This window comes from Acetobacter sp. DsW_059 (assembly GCF_002153695.1).
Classification (GTDB): domain Bacteria; phylum Pseudomonadota; class Alphaproteobacteria; order Acetobacterales; family Acetobacteraceae; genus Acetobacter; species Acetobacter thailandicus.
On the sequence record NZ_JOPI01000047.1, the window covers coordinates 1 to 17,235 of the forward strand.

11 protein-coding genes are annotated in these 17,235 nt (G+C 53.8%); 7 read left to right on the forward strand and 4 right to left on the reverse strand.

The features are described from left to right. From HK25_RS09955 to HK25_RS09970, 4 genes are all read right to left on the reverse strand, one after another. Positions 1-115, reverse strand: a 115-nt coding sequence (locus HK25_RS09955; RefSeq protein WP_143295985.1) for a biotin/lipoyl-containing protein, incomplete at its 3' end; no start/stop codon positions are given. Positions 116-226: 111 nt separating this feature from the next. Then, a complete protein-coding gene (locus HK25_RS09960; protein ID WP_086554029.1) occupies positions 227-3,088 on the reverse strand; it encodes a 2-oxoglutarate dehydrogenase E1 component in 2,862 nt (953 codons plus the stop codon). Positions 3,089-3,376: 288 nt separating this feature from the next. Beyond that, entirely contained in the window at positions 3,377-4,567 is a 1,191-nt protein-coding gene (gene zapE / locus HK25_RS09965) for a cell division protein ZapE (protein WP_086554028.1), read from the reverse strand. Positions 4,568-4,676: 109 nt separating this feature from the next. After that, positions 4,677-6,902, reverse strand: a complete 2,226-nt coding sequence (locus HK25_RS09970; protein ID WP_233127793.1) for a ComEC/Rec2 family competence protein — start codon at positions 6,900-6,902, stop codon at positions 4,677-4,679. 39 nt (positions 6,903-6,941) lie between these two features. Here HK25_RS09970 and gltX point away from each other — a divergent pair, with 39 nt between their 5' ends. Genes gltX through HK25_RS10005 form a run of 7 tightly spaced genes read left to right on the forward strand, consistent with a single transcriptional unit; the run spans position 6,942 to position 17,183 of the window. Further along, positions 6,942-8,348, forward strand: coding sequence for a glutamate--tRNA ligase (gene gltX / locus HK25_RS09975; protein WP_086636128.1), 1,407 nt, complete (start codon positions 6,942-6,944; stop codon positions 8,346-8,348). After that, entirely contained in the window at positions 8,341-9,282 is a 942-nt protein-coding gene (locus HK25_RS09980) for an aspartate carbamoyltransferase catalytic subunit (RefSeq protein ID WP_086554027.1), read from the forward strand. Before gltX ends, HK25_RS09980 begins: the two co-directional genes overlap by 8 nt. Next, positions 9,279-10,571 (forward strand): dihydroorotase family protein, encoded by a 1,293-nt coding sequence (locus tag HK25_RS09985; RefSeq protein WP_086554026.1) that lies wholly within the window; start codon positions 9,279-9,281, stop codon positions 10,569-10,571. The genes HK25_RS09980 and HK25_RS09985 overlap by 4 nt, the downstream gene beginning before the upstream one ends. Beyond that, positions 10,571-11,221: a glycerol-3-phosphate 1-O-acyltransferase PlsY gene (plsY, locus tag HK25_RS09990; protein ID WP_086636094.1), complete on the forward strand. Its 651-nt coding sequence runs from the start codon at positions 10,571-10,573 to the stop codon at positions 11,219-11,221. The genes HK25_RS09985 and plsY overlap by 1 nt, the downstream gene beginning before the upstream one ends. Then, positions 11,221-12,399: a DNA-processing protein DprA gene (gene dprA, locus HK25_RS09995; RefSeq protein WP_086636095.1), complete on the forward strand. Its 1,179-nt coding sequence runs from the start codon at positions 11,221-11,223 to the stop codon at positions 12,397-12,399. Before plsY ends, dprA begins: the two co-directional genes overlap by 1 nt. Before the next feature lie 57 nt (positions 12,400-12,456). Further along, positions 12,457-15,126, forward strand: coding sequence for a type I DNA topoisomerase (topA, locus tag HK25_RS10000; RefSeq protein ID WP_086636096.1), 2,670 nt, complete (start codon positions 12,457-12,459; stop codon positions 15,124-15,126). A 5-nt stretch (positions 15,127-15,131) separates the two neighbouring features. Next, entirely contained in the window at positions 15,132-17,183 is a 2,052-nt protein-coding gene (locus HK25_RS10005; protein ID WP_086636097.1) for a ribonuclease R family protein, read from the forward strand. Positions 17,184-17,235 lie beyond the last annotated feature (52 nt).

Sequence of the window (17,235 nt, forward strand, 5' to 3'; positions counted from 1 at the left end):
GCTCAACTATACCCTCGTCAGCCTTAACCGCTTCACCTGGCTGCTTCAGCCATTTACCAACAGTGGCAGTCGTAACACTCTCACCAAGGGCAGGAACTTTAATTTCAACTGGCATCTTCAATCCTTACCTTCTTCAACCTCAGACCAGCAGGTTATTGCCCCTGCCGGTTGTTTTCGCGCCGCTATAATACGGCAGGCAATGTCATCAGCTTCAGCACTAAGACCTTTATTTTTTAAGGCCCAGCGCTCTTTCCACCAGGTCAGTCTGCTCAACCGCATGTATACGGGCGAGGCCTGTAGCAGGGCTGGCAGCAGCGGCACGTCCGACATAAACAGGACGACCTGCTTTATGTTTTACCAGAGTAAGAGCACTCTCTATCCGACGGTCAGCAAAGAGCCATGCCCCACCGTTCTCTGTTTCTTCCTGACACCAGATGACCTCTGCGTTCGGATAACGCTTAAGCTCTTTTGCCAGTGCTGTCTCAGGGAAAGGATAGAGCTGCTCAAGGCGTACGATGGCAACGTTATCAAGCTCTTTGTCACGGCGTTCGGCCAGCAGGTCATAATAAACCTTACCTGAACACAGAACAACGCGCTCGATATCTTTGTCAGCGGCGAGTTTATCCACCTCGCCAAGTACAGCCTCAAAGCGCGTACCCGGGCCAAAGTCAGCCAGCTCAGAAACTGCAAGTTTATGCCGCAGCAGAGATTTAGGCTCCATCAGGATCATCGGCTTACGATAATCCAGCTTCAGCTGACGACGCAGGGCATGGAAGTAATTTGCCGGGGTCGTTATATTGCAGACAAACATATTATTTTCTGCACAGAGCTGAAGATAACGCTCAAGCCTTGCAGAAGAATGTTCTGGCCCCTGCCCTTCATACCCGTGAGGCAGCAGCATAACGAGACCTGACATACGCAGCCACTTTGTCTCGCCTGATGCAATAAACTGGTCAATAATCACCTGAGCACAGTTTGCAAAATCACCGAACTGAGCTTCCCACAGCACCAGAGCCTGAGGGTTTCGCAGCGAATAACCATACTCAAAGCCCAGAACACCATATTCTGAGAGGAAAGAGTTCCATATCTCAATCTGCGCCTGATCATCGCAAATATTATTGAGCGGGGTATAGGTTGTCTGGTTATCCTGGTCGGTTAACACAGCATGACGCTGACTGAAGGTACCACGCTGGCAATCTTCACCGGACAGACGCACACGATGTTTTTCAAGCAGAAGAGAGCCAAAGCCCAGAGCCTCGCCGGTTGCCCAGTCAAAACCCGTACCATTTTCAAACATATCCGCTTTTGCACGAAGCTGACGGGCAATTTTTGAGTTAACGTCAAAACTCTCAGGCGTTGTCGACAGTGCCGCACCGATAGTTTTCAGCGTATCAAGAGCAATACCGGTTTCAGGATATACATCCTCAGCTTTACCAGAGGGAGCATGCAGCCCGAGCCATGATCCTTCAAGCCAGTCAGCCTTATTCACTTTATAGGACTGAGCAGCCTGATAGTCGGCATCAAGCTTACCTGCAAAAGCATCCCACTGCGCTTTTACTTCGTCATCCGTGACAACACCGGCAGCAACCAGACGCTTTGCGTAAAGCGCATGAGGCGTTTCATGCTCAGCTATGGCTTTGTACATAACCGGCTGTGTAAATGTCGGCTCATCGATCTCGTTATGACCGTGACGACGATAACAGACGATATCAAGCACGATATCGCTGGCAAAAGCCTGACGGTAATCTTCAGCCAGGCGAGACGCATAAATAACAGCTTCGGCGTCATCGCCGTTCACATGCAGGACCGGAGCCTGAATAGCTTTTGCAACGTCTGTATTATAGATACCTGAGTGAGCATTTTCCTGATTAGTTGTGAAACCAATCTGGTTATTCACGACCATATGAATGGTACCACCGGTGCGGTATCCTTTCAGGCGGGACATGGAGAGGGTTTCGTAAACTATACCCTGACCCGCAAAAGCCGCATCACCATGAATCACGATACCCATATGGGCAGAACGGTGTTCTGTATCGCCGGTATCATCCTGAATAGCGCGGACCTTACCACAGACAACCGGATCAACGGCCTCAAGATGAGAAGGATTAGGCTGGAGCGTAATATGAACGGAGTGACCATCAACTTCGATATCAGTTGATGAGCCCAGATGATATTTTACATCACCCGAACCGGCGACATCATCAGGTTTAAACGCACCGCCAGAGAACTCATTAAAAATGGCAACATATGGCTTACGTACAATATTCGCCAGCGTATTCAGACGACCACGATGCGCCATACCGATCGTGACAGACTTAACACCCTTGCCTGCAGCACGATTAATGATGGCATGGAGTGACGGGATAGAAACCTCACCCCCTTCAAGGCCAAAGCGTTTAGCACCGACATAACGTTTCTGGCAGAATGCCTCAAAGCCTTCTGCTTCTGTCAGATCTTTCAGGATGAGCTTCTGCTCATCAGCTCCGGGGCCACTTTGCCAGTTATCGCCTTCAAAGCGCTTGCGAAACCACTCACGTTCTTCATGACTGCGTGCATAGGTGTATTCGGCACCAATGCTATGGCAGTAAACAGAGCGTAAAGCTGCAACAACATCACCAACTTTAGCAGATGGTCCCTTCAGCAGGGGTTCGAGCAGGGCACCAACATAAACCACAAGGCTCATGTCTTTTTTGCTAAAGCCATAGGTCGCAGGGTCGAGCTCTTCATGTGGCTGAGGCACCTTCAGACCCAGCGGGTCAAGGTTTGCCTCCATGTGGCCATAAGTGCGGTAAGCACGTACCAGGCGGGCAAGAGCCAGACTATGCTGTGCTGAAAGACCATCGGCCGCACCGGCACCTTTTGCAGGTGCTTCAGGCTCTTCGCCCGTAATCATAGAAGCATGAGGGGCCCATGAGGCTCCCGCTGCATCTTTCAGAACCGCAGCTTCTTCCTCTTCAAGAGAATCAAACAGCTGCGCGAAAGAAACATCCACACTTTTATGATCCTGAACCCACCGTGCATATAAATCCGCAAGGTAAGCAATGTTAGCCCCGTTAAGAGCCGATGCCAGTGTATCTGAAGCTGTCATATCACTCTGACTCCTGCCAGCCTGAATTGTACCTCACCAGGCGGCTTCGTAATGTTTTCTTCACAGACATAATACAGAGTACCATCGCTTTCACATCGCCACAGCTCCACAGAGGAACTGCCGCACTATAATCACGCGACACCCTCTGACTGACTGTTTTCTCCGACATCATGCCCTGTGCACTCTCTCATCTCTGTGACGTCATATTTTTAGCTGAACAAACTCAGCCCACATGTGGTTTTGCTAAACCGCGGCCGCAGCAGGGACAAGATACCTGGCTGTCACGCTCTAGAGAGCACTATGTGCTGCACGCGCAGCCTGAGCGCCCCGTTCAAGCCAGCTTTCGCTGCCCATCTCAGCAAGACGTGATGCAGTACGGGCAAACGCATCAGCGCCCTCACCTGTCGTGAACAGTTCATCGGGGGACGCTTCAGCCGACACAAACAGCAGATTTCCGTTGTCGTACAAGGCATCTATCACTGTAATGAAGCGCCTGGCGAGATTCGTTTCCTCATCTCCGATCACACGCACATCATCTATGAGAATAACGGGGAACTGCTTTGCAAGAGCGATATAATCACCCGGTCCACGCGGCTGTTCACACAAAGAAGTGAAGGAGAAACGGGCCACTGAACCAGCCGCCTGATCCACCTCAAACGTACGCCCGCTCAGCTGAATGGTATAAGGTCTGGCTTCCTGCCCGGCTGCATATTTTTCAAAAATTTCATCAAGACATTTTTTTGCCTGAGAGTCGGCCGGTGTAATCCAGGTCGTCTGCTCCTGCTGCCGGCCCCTGCGATAATCACGCGGAGAATCAAGCTCGACCGTATCCAGCTCGCGATGAATAATGGCAATGAAAGGTTTAAAGGCATCCGCACCGGGACGATTCTGAAACAGCTCACCAGGCACTGTGTTCGAAGTGGTGACAATTATCACACCTTCGGCAAATAATGCCTCAAACAAACGCCCCAGAATCATAGCATCAGCGATGTCATTAATCTGGAACTCGTCAAAACATAAAAGATCAACGCGCGAAGCAATATTTTTTGCAAGAGGTGGTATAGGATCAGCCATATTGGGGTGGCTGCGCTTCATGTCATAAAGCGTTTTGTGTACGTCCTGCATGAAACGCAGAAAGTGAATACGCTCTTTACGCTGCAGGGGTACACACTCAAAAAACAGATCCATCAGCATGGTCTTGCCCCGGCCAACACGCCCGACAAGGTATAAACCGCGCGGACGTTTAACCTGTGGCTCAGGCTTAACGCGGCGCAGCAGACCTGTCAGCAGCCCGGGCCTGGGTGCAGAACGCCTGGGCGGCAGATTGCCCAGCTGCATCCACAACTGATTAAAGGATTTAACAACCCGCTCCTGATCCGGGTCAAACCTGAGCTCACCTGACGCGAGACGCGCCTGATAAGCTGCCAGAGGCCCCTGTCTTTGCAAAACTGAGGAATCAATTACATTTGAGTCATTCATACCCAACGCCGATAGCTGGGAGAGGGCCTGTTCTGCAAGGGGACAAATAGGACCTAACTATGTCGTGACCGGTTTTTTCTCCCGCATGCCTCGGCTTATCCACTACTCCTTATTCTGAGGGCGCTAAAGGCAGGTCAGGTAACCCGTGCCCGCCAGGAGCCATAACCCAGGGGCGCTTACCCTGAGCATCACGCCCTGAGCGCACCCTCAGAGTATGAGACCCGATGAAAATGGTTTGTGCGCCCTGCCACCAGGCCGTAAAACGATCAAGCCTGACAGGCACATCAGGGCAGTTACCCCTGAGTGGTGCTGCGCTGATAACAACGTCCATTCCGGCACATGCTGCAGCGGTCAGCTGCGCACTATTCGCTGCACTGCGCAGGTCTATAAGAATCGCCTTATCATGCGCCATCAGCACGCACACACCAGGCCCGCTATCCTCACCGCATATAAGCCTGCCTCCCGCCCCCTCCCCCTGCTGAGGGAAAGAATGTAGCGCACTGACAGCAAGCTGCTGTCGCCAGGCCCGGCTCACCCATGCGGCATCATGCGCCTGCCCGCCCAGCCATAAAGCACTGCCAGACCTGACCCCCACCATCCCTCCGTCGGGGCTGATCAGAATATCAGGCTTTGCCACAAACAATGATGATAACAGCCCGACACACAAGGGCAGACACCCCAGTAAGCGCCAGCGCTGCCGCCACAGGCACAGCCAGCATAACCCGAGCAGCACAAGGCACAGCCCCCGGACGGGCATACCAGAAAAAGTCATATGCGCTGCCGGCCATGATGCCACCACCCTGGCAATCAGCATTGTCAGCTTTATACCCCACCCCATGGGTACCAGGGCCAGCCCCTCAAGATGAAAAGGCAGCAGCACAAAGGTAACGAGCCCCCAGGGCATAATCCAGACCGCCATCAAAGGTACGACTATAAGATTTGCGATCAGAAAATAGGGCTGAATTTCACCAAAATGTGCCATTACAACAGGCAGGGCCGATAACCCGGCCAGTAAGCTGGTAATGCAAAGAGCCATACCGTGCCCGGCCAGTCTGTGCCCGATACGTGCCAGATTATTGCTGACATAACGCGCACGATAAGCAGACAGCTCTGGCCCCAGCACTTCATAACCTGCAATAAGTGCCATCACAGCCATAAATGACATCTGAAAAGCCGCTGTCAGTAAAAATTCAGGATGCCAGACAAGCAGAATGGCAGCTGCCAGAGCCAGCCCGCGCATCGACATAACCCGTCTGCCCAGACACAACCCTGCCACAGCAACTGACGCCATTATCAGACTGCGCATAACCGGCACATGTAACCCGGTTATCACAGCATAGGCCCCGCCACCCGCCAGGGCGATGCATGCGGCAATTGCCTTACAGGGCCAGTACAGCGCAGCTCTCTCCCATAACACCAGAGCAAAACGTGACAGCCAGAACAGCACCATCATCACCAGGCCAAGATGCAGGCCCGCAACGGAGAGAATATGAGCGAGCCCGGCTGCGGCAAACTGCTCCCTGACCACGGAAGGAATACTACCGGATTCGCCGACAAGCAGTGTTGCTGCAACAGCCCCGGCACTGCCAGGCAGAGCTGCGCGAATACGTGCGCTCCACGCCACACGCAAAACCTGAATCGCTTCTCCTTCATGCAACAAAGACACTGAACTGTGCCCCAGACGCTCTGTCTGGCGCAGTGCACGCCCCGTTCCTGCCACATCAGCAAACCAGAACTCACGCTGCATATCCCTGCCACCAGGAAAAGAAGGGAACGGTGGCGGCAAAAGCAAAGCCTTCACCCGCACCTGATCACCCGCAGCAAGGACAACAGGATCATCTTCACGCAGTTTGAGACGTATAATACGCTGTAACGGGGACATTCCGTCATCATAGAATGTGTCAAAACGTGCCTCTGCCAGTTCGACACTGCGTATGTGATGACCATCACGCTGCATGTCACTTACATGCCTGACGACGGCGGTTATCTCTGTTGCGCGACGGGGAAGCTCAGGCATGGGCGTATGCGCATGCCCGGCACTCCACGCAGCCATAAACCCTGCCGCCACTGACGCACAGACACCACCTGACAGGCGGCACCACACATTCAGCCAGCCTCGCCACATTAACACCCACCCGCTCAGAATAACGGTAAGCGGCACCCACACGCCCGGCAACGCAGCAAGTTCATAGCTCAGAGAAAAATACCACGCGATGCCCAGAGCCAGACAAACGGGCACCCACACAATAAAACGACGCTGTTCAGCCAGCAGACATTCTGTCACTCTGCCTTTCATCGCTGCCATAGTGCAGAATGCGCGATAAGCTGTCAGCACATATGGCTCCTTTTGCCTGCTCATGATACGGGTGACATCATGACGACTATCCGCACACGATTTGCTCCGAGTCCAACAGGCCTGCTGCATATTGGCAATGCCCGCGCAGCCCTGTTCAACTTCCTCTTTGCCCGCCATCACGGTGGCAAGTTCCTCCTTCGTATAGAGGATACTGACCGTGAGCGCTCGACCCAAAAGGCTGTCGACGTCATTTTTGACGGTCTGGCCTGGATGGGCATCACACCTGATGAAGAGCCGGTCTTTCAGTCCACCCGTCAGGCACGCCATACAGAAGTCGCCCTTGAGCTGCTCGAAAAAGGCCTAGCCTATAAATGCTACTGCACACCTGAAGAGCTGAAGCAGATGCGTGAAGACGCCATGGCGCAGAGCAAACCACCTCGCTATAATGGCATGTGGCGCGACCGTGACCCGTCAGAAGCACCTGAAGGCGCACCTTATGCCGTACGTATTAAAGCACCGCGTGAAGGTGAAACCACCATTACTGACCTTGTTCAGGGTGAAGTACGCGTAGCCAACGCTGAGCTGGATGACATGATCATCCTGCGTTCTGATGGCACACCAACTTATCAGCATGCCGTTGTGGTCGATGACCATGACATGAATATTACGCACGTTATCCGTGGTGATGACCACCTGACAAATACCTTCCGCCAGGCCATGATTTATCGCGCCATGGGATGGGAGCTGCCAGAATTTGCTCATCTGCCTCTGATTCACGGGCCAGACGGCGCCAAACTCTCAAAACGTCATGGTGCACAGTCTGTCGTTGAATTCCGCGATATGGGGTATCTGCCAGAAGCACTGTGTAACTATCTGCTGCGTCTGGGCTGGGGACATGGTGATGCTGAAATTCTCTCCCGCGAGGAACAGATAAAACTGTTTGACCTTGATGGTGTGGGTCGTGCGCCATCACGCATGGATTATGCCAAGCTGTTACACATCAACGCTGTATGGATGCGCCAGGCGGACGATGAACGTCTGACTGATGATGTTCTTGAGCGCCTGAAAGCCGTTGACGGTGTGCAGGTGAATGACACAACCCGTACACGCCTGCTTGCTCTGATGCCAGGCCTGAAAGAACGGGCACGTACACTGGTTGAGCTGACTGAAAATGCGCAGTTTCTGGGGCGGCAGGTACCTTTGCCTTTTACCGAAAAAGCAAAGAAACTGCTGACACCCGAAGCACTGCAGATTCTTGACGGCATTTCACGCGATCTGGCAGCAGCTCCTGACTTCACAGCTGAGACAATCGACAGCACACTGCGACAGTTTGCCGAGCGTGAAGGGCATAAACTGGGCCAGGTTGCTCAGCCGCTGCGCGCAGCAGTAACCGGGTCAACCAGCTCACCGGGCATTGATGCCACCCTGGCCGCTCTCGGACGGGATGAAACTCTGGCCAGAACAGGAGCAGTGCTGCATGGCTAGTTCTTCGGACACCCCTATCCGGCATCTGCTTGGTCTGGAGGGTATGCCTCCCGACCAGATTGAGCCCCTGCTTGATCTGGCCGAGAACTACGCGTTGCTTAACCGCTCCCGCAAAGTCTCCCGCGATGTACTGCGCGGGCGTACTTTGATTAATCTGTTTTTTGAAGACAGTACCCGCACCCGCACGTCTTTCGAGCTGGCCGGCCGGCGTCTTGGCGCTGATGTGATTAACATGTCCGTCGCTCAGTCTTCGGTCAATAAAGGTGAAACGCTGCTCGACACAGCAGCGACACTTAATGCCATGCAGGCTGATCTGCTGGTCGTGCGTCACTCACAGTCTGGCGCACCAGCCCTGCTGGCGCGCAAGGTTGATGCCAGCGTCGTTAATGCTGGTGACGGCATGCACGAGCACCCTACCCAGGCACTGCTCGATGCCCTGACTATTCGCCGCCATTATGGGCACCTGGCCGGGCTGACCGTGGCTATCTGCGGTGATGTCGCACACTCACGCGTGGCGCGCTCCAACATTCACCTCCTGACCACAATGGGCAGCAAAGTGAGAGTTGTCGGTCCACCAACTCTTGTGCCTGGTGCTATCAGACACCTTGGTGTTGAGATCTTTCATACCATGGAAGACGGTCTGAAAGATGCAGACGTTGTTATGATGCTACGCCTGCAGCATGAGCGGATGTCCTCCGGGCTTATCCCCAGCCCGCGCGAATATTTCCGCTTTTATGGTCTCAACCAGAAACGCCTGGCTCTGGCCAGACCCAAAGCACTTGTCATGCACCCGGGCCCGATGAACCGCGGCGTGGAGATTGACAGTCAGGTCGCTGATTCAGATCAGAGCGTTATCCAGGAACAGGTCGAAATGGGTGTAGCTGTGCGTATGGCTGTACTCGATCGGCTGACACGCAGCAGGCATTCAGTATGAGCACCCTTCTTTTTGAAAATGTCCGCCTTATTGACCCGGCAGCCTCTCTCGACCAGCCAGGCCGCCTGCTTGTGCGCAACGGTATTATTGAAGCCATTGATCAGGCCGGCGCTGAAGGCCGCCCGGAAGAGGCCGTAAGCATTGATGGCCGCGGGGCGGTGCTTTGCCCCGGCCTCGTTGATATGCGCGTTGAAATTGGTGAACCAGGTTATGAGTACCGTGAAACCGTAGCCTCTGCCGCACGGGCCGCCTCTGCCGGTGGCATCACGACCATCGCAGTTCTGCCCACCTGCAAACCCGCTATCGACAACCCTGCGCTTGTGCGCCTGCTGCGCAGCCGGGGGGAAGAAACCGGTGCGATTACCATTCTGCCCTATGGTGCGCTGACCAAAGGCTGTGAAGGTAAAGAACTGGCAGAAATTGGCCTGCTGCATGAAGCCGGTGCCATTGCCTTTACTGACGGGGCACGCGCTGTTGACCCGGCCCGCCTGATGCGCCTGGCACTTTCATACGCCGGCGGGTTTAACGCTCTTGTTGTACAGCACCCTGAAGAACCATCACTGGCAGGTTCAGGCTGTGCAACAGCCGGCAACCTGGCCACACGCCTTGGGCTTGGTGGCATTCCCTCCGCTGCCGAAGCCATCATGATCGCCAGAGATATCCGCCTGGCAGAAATGACCGGTGGAAAACTTCATTTTGCCCATGTCTCAACGGCTGAAGGGCTTGAGCTGATCCGTCAGGCCAAAAAACGCGGGCTGGCCATTACCTGTGACACAGCCCCACATTATTTTGACCTGAATGAAAACGCTATTGAGGGTTTTCGTACTTACGCAAAATTCTCCCCTCCCCTTCGCCCCGAGTCAGACAGACTAGCAGTCTGTGCAGCACTGGCTGACGGCACGATTGATGCTATTGCCTCTGACCATATGCCACGTGATGCTGATGATAAGCGCCTGCCTTTTGCTCAGGCAGCAACCGGCGGGGCGGGTATGGCCACCCTTCTGGGCGTTACTCTGACACGCGTGCATGATGGCACGCTGTCCCTCTCTGATGCTCTGGCTCTGCTGACCAGCAAGCCTGCAGCTTTACTGAAATCTTCAGCCGGCACTCTCGCTAAAGGTGCAGCTGCTGATCTGTGCCTTTTCTCACCTGAGCAGAGCTGGCTTGTAGAGGCAGGTAAGCTGCCCGGCCGCGGACAAAACACAGCTTTTGATGGCCGTGCTCTTGAAGGTCTGGTTCTGGGTACCTGGAAAGCCGGGGTGCCTGTGTATCGAAAGACCGAAAAATAATGCAGGACTTCCCTTCCTATGCGCTCTGGCTTTTAGCAGCTCTGGCTTTTCTGGGGTACGTCCTGGGCAGTGTTCCCTTTGGTCTGATACTGACCAGTCTCGCAGGTGAAGGCGATCTGCGCAAAATTGGTTCAGGCAATATTGGTGCAACTAATGTGCTGCGCACCGGCAATAAAAAGCTGGCAGTAGCAACATTACTGCTGGACATGGGTAAAGGCCTGATTGCCGTGCTGATTGCATGGATCATGACGCCACCCGTTTTTAGCACCCGCATTGCCGCAGCCACTGCCGTTGCCGCTGTAGTGGGGCACTGCTTTCCTGTTTTTCTCGGGTTTAAGGGCGGCAAAGGCGTTGCCACAGGGCTGGGAGTGACTCTTGGTCTCTCCCCTCTGACAGCTCTGACCGGAGGGATTGTCTGGCTGATTACAGCCAAACTCACCCGCATTTCATCAGCGGGTGCTCTTGCCGGGTTTATCGCCATTCCCCTGACCGCCCTGGCACTCAATGGCTTTAAAATTAACCACGACCCAAAAGTTCTGGCTCTTTTGCTTATCAGCATTCTGATCATCGCGCGTCATCATGCGAATATTGTCCGCCTGCTAAGCGGCACAGAACCTCGTGTTGAACGGAAGAAAAATAATTTCCTGTAATGGATAACCTGGTTGCCTGCCTCCGCCTGGCCCGCACGGATTTCATCGGGCCACATCGGTGGCAGCAACTTATCGCACGCTACCATACACCTCAGGCCGCTCTGGATGCTCTGCCTTCTGTTCGCATCCGCGGCACGGCACCCCCCGCACCACCTGGAACGGACCAGGTTATGCGCGAAATTGATGCGACATTAAAACTGGGCGGGCAATTTATCACTCTACTTGATGCATCTTACCCCCGTCTCCTGCGGGAGTGTCCTGATGCCCCTCCGGTTCTGATCTGCCTTGGAAACCCGGCTTACCTCAATCAGCAGAGTATCGGCATTGTCGGTGCCCGCAATGCCTCAGCGCAGGGAATGAAAATAGCAGAAAACCTGGCTACAGACCTGGTCGAATCCGGGCTAAGTGTAGTCTCAGGCCTGGCGCGCGGAATCGACCGTGCCGCACATCTTGGCAGCCTGCACCGCACGGGGCGTGCAATTGCTGCCATCGCAGGAGGACTGGACTGCCCTTACCCCCCTGAAAACATAAAACTACAAAATGAAATCGGAGAAAAAGGCGTCGTCATCACTGAAGCGCCTGCCGGTACTTTTCCAACAGCCAGACATTTTCCCCGCCGCAACAGACTTATTGCCGGGTTAAGCGCGGGGTGTGTTGTCATTGAAGCCTCAATGCAGTCTGGCACACTGATTACAGCGCGTCTGGCCGCCGGCTACGGACGTGAAATTTTTGCTGTTCCTGGCACACCCCTCGACCCACGTAATAAAGGCAGCAACGATCTCCTGCGTCAGGGAGCTGTTCTGACAGAAAGTGCAGCAGATGTTCTGGCCGCGCTTCCACCCTTTCCCTGCCAGGAAAGTAGCTCTGAAGCTTCTCTGCGGGGGACACATTCACCTTCTCAGTCTTTTTTTTCTTTTTCTGCCATGGAGGCAGAAAAAATGACTACACCGCCGGAAAACAGGACTAAATCAGCCTCTGAGCCTGAAAATGAAGCTGAAGAAAATAAAAAGATCAAAGAAAAAATACTTGATCTCCTGTCATATACGCCCCTACCTGTTGACGATCTTGTCCGGCACTGTCAGTTCTCACCTTCTATGGTCCTTACCGCGCTGACGGAACTGGAGCTCGAAGGAGATATCACAGTTCTTCCCGGAGGGCGGGTTGTTCTGGCAGCCTGATAACCTGTGAAATAATTAACTGAGTACTCCTGCCACGCTGGGCAGGTCGGAGAGAGTATGACTGACGTTGTTGTGGTCGAATCGCCTGCAAAGGCGAAAACAATCAACAAATATCTGGGCGACGGTTATATCGTTCTCGCCTCTTTCGGCCATGTCCGCGACCTGCCTCCTAAAGATGGCTCGGTTCGACCTGACGAAAACTTTGCGATGTCATGGCAGTCTGATGAGCGCGGATCAAAACAGATTGCGGCCATCATCAAAGCACTGCGTGGTGCCGATACCCTCTACCTTGCCACTGACCCTGACCGCGAAGGGGAAGCCATTTCATGGCATGTGCGCTCTATGCTCGAAGAGAAAAAAGCTCTCAAAGGCATTGAAGTACAGCGTGTCACCTTTAACGAAATCACCAAAAGTGCCGTCAGGCACGCTATGGCCCACCCGCGTGACCTCGACTTCCCCCTGATTGAGGCTTACCTGGCACGCCGCGCACTTGATTACCTGGTGGGCTTTACCCTTTCCCCTGTTCTGTGGCGCAAACTTCCTGGCTCGCGCAGCGCGGGACGTGTGCAGTCTGTCGCTCTGCGTCTTATCTGTGAACGCGAAGCAGAGATCGAAGTGTTCCAGCCACGTGAGTACTGGACAGTCACCGCAGCTCTCTCGACTGTCTCAGGTGCTCCCTTTACCGCACGCCTGACATATCTCGACGGCAAAAAACTTGATCAGTTTGATCTGAATAATGCGGTTCTGGCTGAGGCTGCCCGCAAAGCTGTTGAAACAGCAACTCTGTCTGTTCATGCTATTGAACGCCGCAAAACCCGCCGCAACCCACAGCCACCTTTTACAACCTCGACACTGCAGCAGGAAGCCTCACGCAAGCTGGGCATGGGCGCACAGGCAACCATGCGCACAGCGCAGCAGCTGTATGAGGGTATTGACCTGGGCGGTGAAACCGTTGGTCTGATCACCTATATGCGAACCGATGGTGTACAGATGGCTGCTGAGGCCATCAATGCTATCCGCCAGCACATCAGCAAAGATATCGGTGCTGATTATCTGCCTGAGCAGCCACGTCATTATGCTTCAAAAGCGAAAAATGCACAGGAGGCCCACGAGGCTGTTCGTCCGACCAATGTCTCTCTCTCTCCGGCAACTGTAGCACCTCATCTGACATCTGATCAGCGCCGTTTATATGAGCTGATCTGGAAACGTGCTGTTGCCAGCCAGATGGCATCTGCAACGCTTGACCAGGTTGCTGTAGACATTGCTGATCCCGCTGCAAAAACCATTCTGCGCGCTAATGGCTCTGTTATTACCTTTGATGGCTTTCTGCGTCTCTATACCGAAAGCTACGATGACAACGATAAAGCTGCCGACGATGAGAGCCGCATGCTGCCTGCCATGCAGGAGCGTGACAAAACAGCCCTGAACAACGCTGATGCCGAGCAGCATTTCACTCAGCCACCGCCACGTTTTTCTGAGGCCTCACTGGTGAAGAAAATGGAAGAGATTGGCATTGGCCGTCCTTCCACCTACGCCTCTATTCTGACCGTTTTGCGTGACCGCAACTATGTCATGCTTGAAAATAAACGCTTCGTGCCTGAAGCGCGGGGACGGCTGGTTACCGCTTTCCTCGTGTCCTTCTTCGAGCGTTATGTCGACCCGCAGTTCACTGCCAGCCTTGAAGAGCTGCTTGATGATATTTCAGATGGCCGGGCAGAATGGAAAGAGGTTCTGTCCTCTTTCTGGGCCAGCTTCTCTAAAGCAGTTGAAGATACCCGCGAACTCACCATCACTGATGTACTCAATGCACTTGATGCTGACCTTGGACCTTTCTTCTTCCCGCCCCGCACTGACGGGTCAGACCCGCGTCACTGCACATCATGTGGTACGGGACGTCTTGGCCTCAAACTCGGTCGTTACGGGGCATTTATTGGCTGCTCCAACTATCCTGAGTGCCAGTTTACACGTCGTCTCTCAGCTGAAAGCGCTGAAGAAGGCGAAGGTGGAGCCGCTCTTAAAGATGGCATGAAAATTCTGGGGCAGCACCCTGTAACAGGAGAAGACATTACTGTTCGCCAGGGCCCCTGGGGGCTTTATGTGCAGCAGGGCGAACCTGACCCGGCAGATAAAAAAGCCAAGCCCAGGCGCGCTTCTCTGCCTAAAAATACCGATGGCGATAAAATTACACTCGACCAGGCTGTGGGGCTCCTCTCTCTGCCGCGCCTGATCGGCCCTCATCCGGAAACAGGTGAGCCGATTGAGGCTGGTCTTGGCCGTTTTGGACCTTATGTCAAAATGGGTAAAGTTTTTGGCTCACTGGATAAAGATGATGACGTTCTGACCATTGGTCTGAACCGTGCTGTTGATGCGCTGGCCAAAAAGCTGGCGTCTATCCGCACGCTGGGTGCTCACCCAAAAGATGGCGAGCCCGTGATGGTGCGCAAAGGCCGTTTTGGCCCCTATGTGCAGCATGATCAGATGGTAGCCACATTACCACGTGGCACAGACATGGACGTTGTCACGCTGGAGGAGGCTCTCACGCTTCTGACAGAAAAAGGCAAACCACTGAAGAAGAAAGCCACAGCAACTAAAAAGAAAACCACGACCAAAAAAACGGCTGAGAAAAAAACAAAAGATACGGAAGAGAAAGAAAAAACGCCTAAAAAAGCCCCTGCGGCTAAAAAAACCCGTGCCACAGCCACGCGGAAAAAAAAGGCTGAAGAATAAGCCTGATGGGCAGAAGCCACGGGGCTTCAGCCCTTCCTGACAGCGAAGCACTCCGTACTTTTCTGGAGCAGGAAGGCACACCGGTTGGTGTTGCTGAAATTCTGCGTGCTTTTGGTCTGCCTCTGCACCTCAAACGGGCTCTGCGTGTCAGGCTGCATGACATGGCCCTGTGTGGTGCGCTGGCCTGGCTACCGGCAGGGCGTCTTAAATCTATCCCTGATATGCCAGACACAGCACGCGTACGTGTTACCCGGCGCCGCGAGGATGGCTGTGTTTTTGCATGCCTTGCCTCTGACCCCAATACTGGTGTCAGGCTGATATCTGATCTGCCAGACGGCACACTGGTTCTGCCTGGTGACCTTGTCAGTGTCAGACTTCGTCCGCCATCACCACCCCGCAACCTGCGTGAAGGGCGGCCTCTGGCACTTCTTGCGCCCGCGAGCCGTGACCTTCCTGCCTGTGTCGACACAATTACCAGCAACGGGCAGTCAGTCTGTATAGAGCTTTACCCCTGCGATAAACGTCTCTCCCTGCGGCTGCAGCTGTCAACAGACCAGAACGACTCTCTTTTAGCACATATGAAAGTGGGGGCACTCATGATGGTGCGCCTGCTCTCTCATAATAAAAATGGTCTGGCACAGGTTAGTTTCTGCTCCTTTCTGCAGGCCACATCAGCACAGGACCAGGCCGCGCAGCTGAGTATTATCACTCATAATTTGCCTGAAAAATTCCCGTCCGACGCTCTGGACGAAGCACAGGAGGTACGGAAAAAACCTCTGCCGGAAGCAGAATTGCAGCAGCGCAGAGACCTCAGAACAGTTCCTCTGATTACTATTGATGATGAAACAGCTCAGGACTTTGATGACGCACTCTGGGCTGAACGCACGGAGAAAGGTTTTCACCTTATCGTCGCCATTGCAGATGTTGCCTGCTACGTACCGGCCGGCTCAGCGCTGGACAATGAAGCACGGGAGCGAGGCACCTCTGTTTATCTGCCTGGTCGTACCATCCCCATGCTGCCAGCAATACTCTCTGCTGACCTGTGCTCTTTAAAACCCGGAGAAGACCGGCTCTGCATTGCCCTCGACCTGCATATCGCTCCCGACGGTACTTTACTATCAGGCACCATTGACCGTGCGATTATGCGCAGTGCGGCACGGCTGACCTATAAACAGGTGCAACATTGCCTCGACACGTCTGAACCCCCGGCGCCTCATATTCCGACCCGTCAGATTTTAACACTGTCTGACACATCCAGGGCTCTGAGGACGAAAATCAGCCAGAATGGTGCTGACAGCAGTTATGAGAGTAACAGCCTGAACTGGCATGTCATATGTGATGATGCTGGCAGCCCTGTCTCCTTTATGCCGCGTCAGAGGCTGCCTGCTCACGACCTTGTTGCCAGTTGTATGATTACGGCTAACCAGTTCATCGCACAGAAAATGCAGCACCTCTCTGCCCCCGGGCTGTTCAGGGTGCACAGCAGGAGCTCACATAATAAATACAGCTCTGATAAGATAATGGCCCGCTACACTCCCCTGCCTGGCGGACATCATGGGCTGGGCCTGTCTGTATACACGCACTTCACCAGCCCAATCAGACGATATACTGACCTGATCAACCACCGGGCTCTGACTAAAATACTTGATCAAAAAGCACAGATCAGAGATGATGATACGGCACATCCGGGCATTCTGGCTGAACATCTTAACTATACAGAAACCCGTTCATCTTCTGCGGTGCAGGACTGCCTGAACCGCCTTGCCTCGGCTTACCTGAGACCCTGCTGTGGCACTCTACTCACGGCGACAGTGACCAGAATGACACAGAAGGGTCTTGGGCTTATATTGACGAAAACGGGAACTCCGTCTTTTCTTTCCTCTGGTGTCTTGCTGAATTATTCAGGGTTTTATGACGACTCGCACTCCTTACGCGCCACATTATATTCCCGGTCTGCGCTTCAGCCTGGCAGTGTGCTCTCCGTGGTGCTCAAAGCAACAAACCAGGCAACGGGAGTGCTCTCTCTTCTCCCTGATACGTCAGATATCCCCCGGTGACAGCGAAAGCTGTCATACTCACCTGGCACGCAAAATACCTTTATTTCTTATT

Bases quoted from the DNA above. Each gene is read 5' to 3' on its own strand.
- HK25_RS09960 (WP_086554029.1), bottom strand. From the start codon at position 3,088: ATGACAGCTTCAGATACACTGGCATCGGCTCTTAACGGGGCTAACATT.
- zapE (WP_086554028.1), bottom strand. From the start codon at position 4,567: ATGAATGACTCAAATGTAATTGATTCCTCAGTTTTGCAAAGACAGGGG.
- gltX (WP_086636128.1), top strand. From the start codon at position 6,942: ATGACGACTATCCGCACACGATTTGCTCCGAGTCCAACAGGCCTGCTG.
- HK25_RS09980 (WP_086554027.1), top strand. From the start codon at position 8,341: ATGGCTAGTTCTTCGGACACCCCTATCCGGCATCTGCTTGGTCTGGAG.
- HK25_RS09985 (WP_086554026.1), top strand. From the start codon at position 9,279: ATGAGCACCCTTCTTTTTGAAAATGTCCGCCTTATTGACCCGGCAGCC.
- plsY (WP_086636094.1), top strand. From the start codon at position 10,571: ATGCAGGACTTCCCTTCCTATGCGCTCTGGCTTTTAGCAGCTCTGGCT.
- dprA (WP_086636095.1), top strand. From the start codon at position 11,221: ATGGATAACCTGGTTGCCTGCCTCCGCCTGGCCCGCACGGATTTCATC.
- topA (WP_086636096.1), top strand. From the start codon at position 12,457: ATGACTGACGTTGTTGTGGTCGAATCGCCTGCAAAGGCGAAAACAATC.
- HK25_RS10005 (WP_086636097.1), top strand. From the start codon at position 15,132: ATGGGCAGAAGCCACGGGGCTTCAGCCCTTCCTGACAGCGAAGCACTC.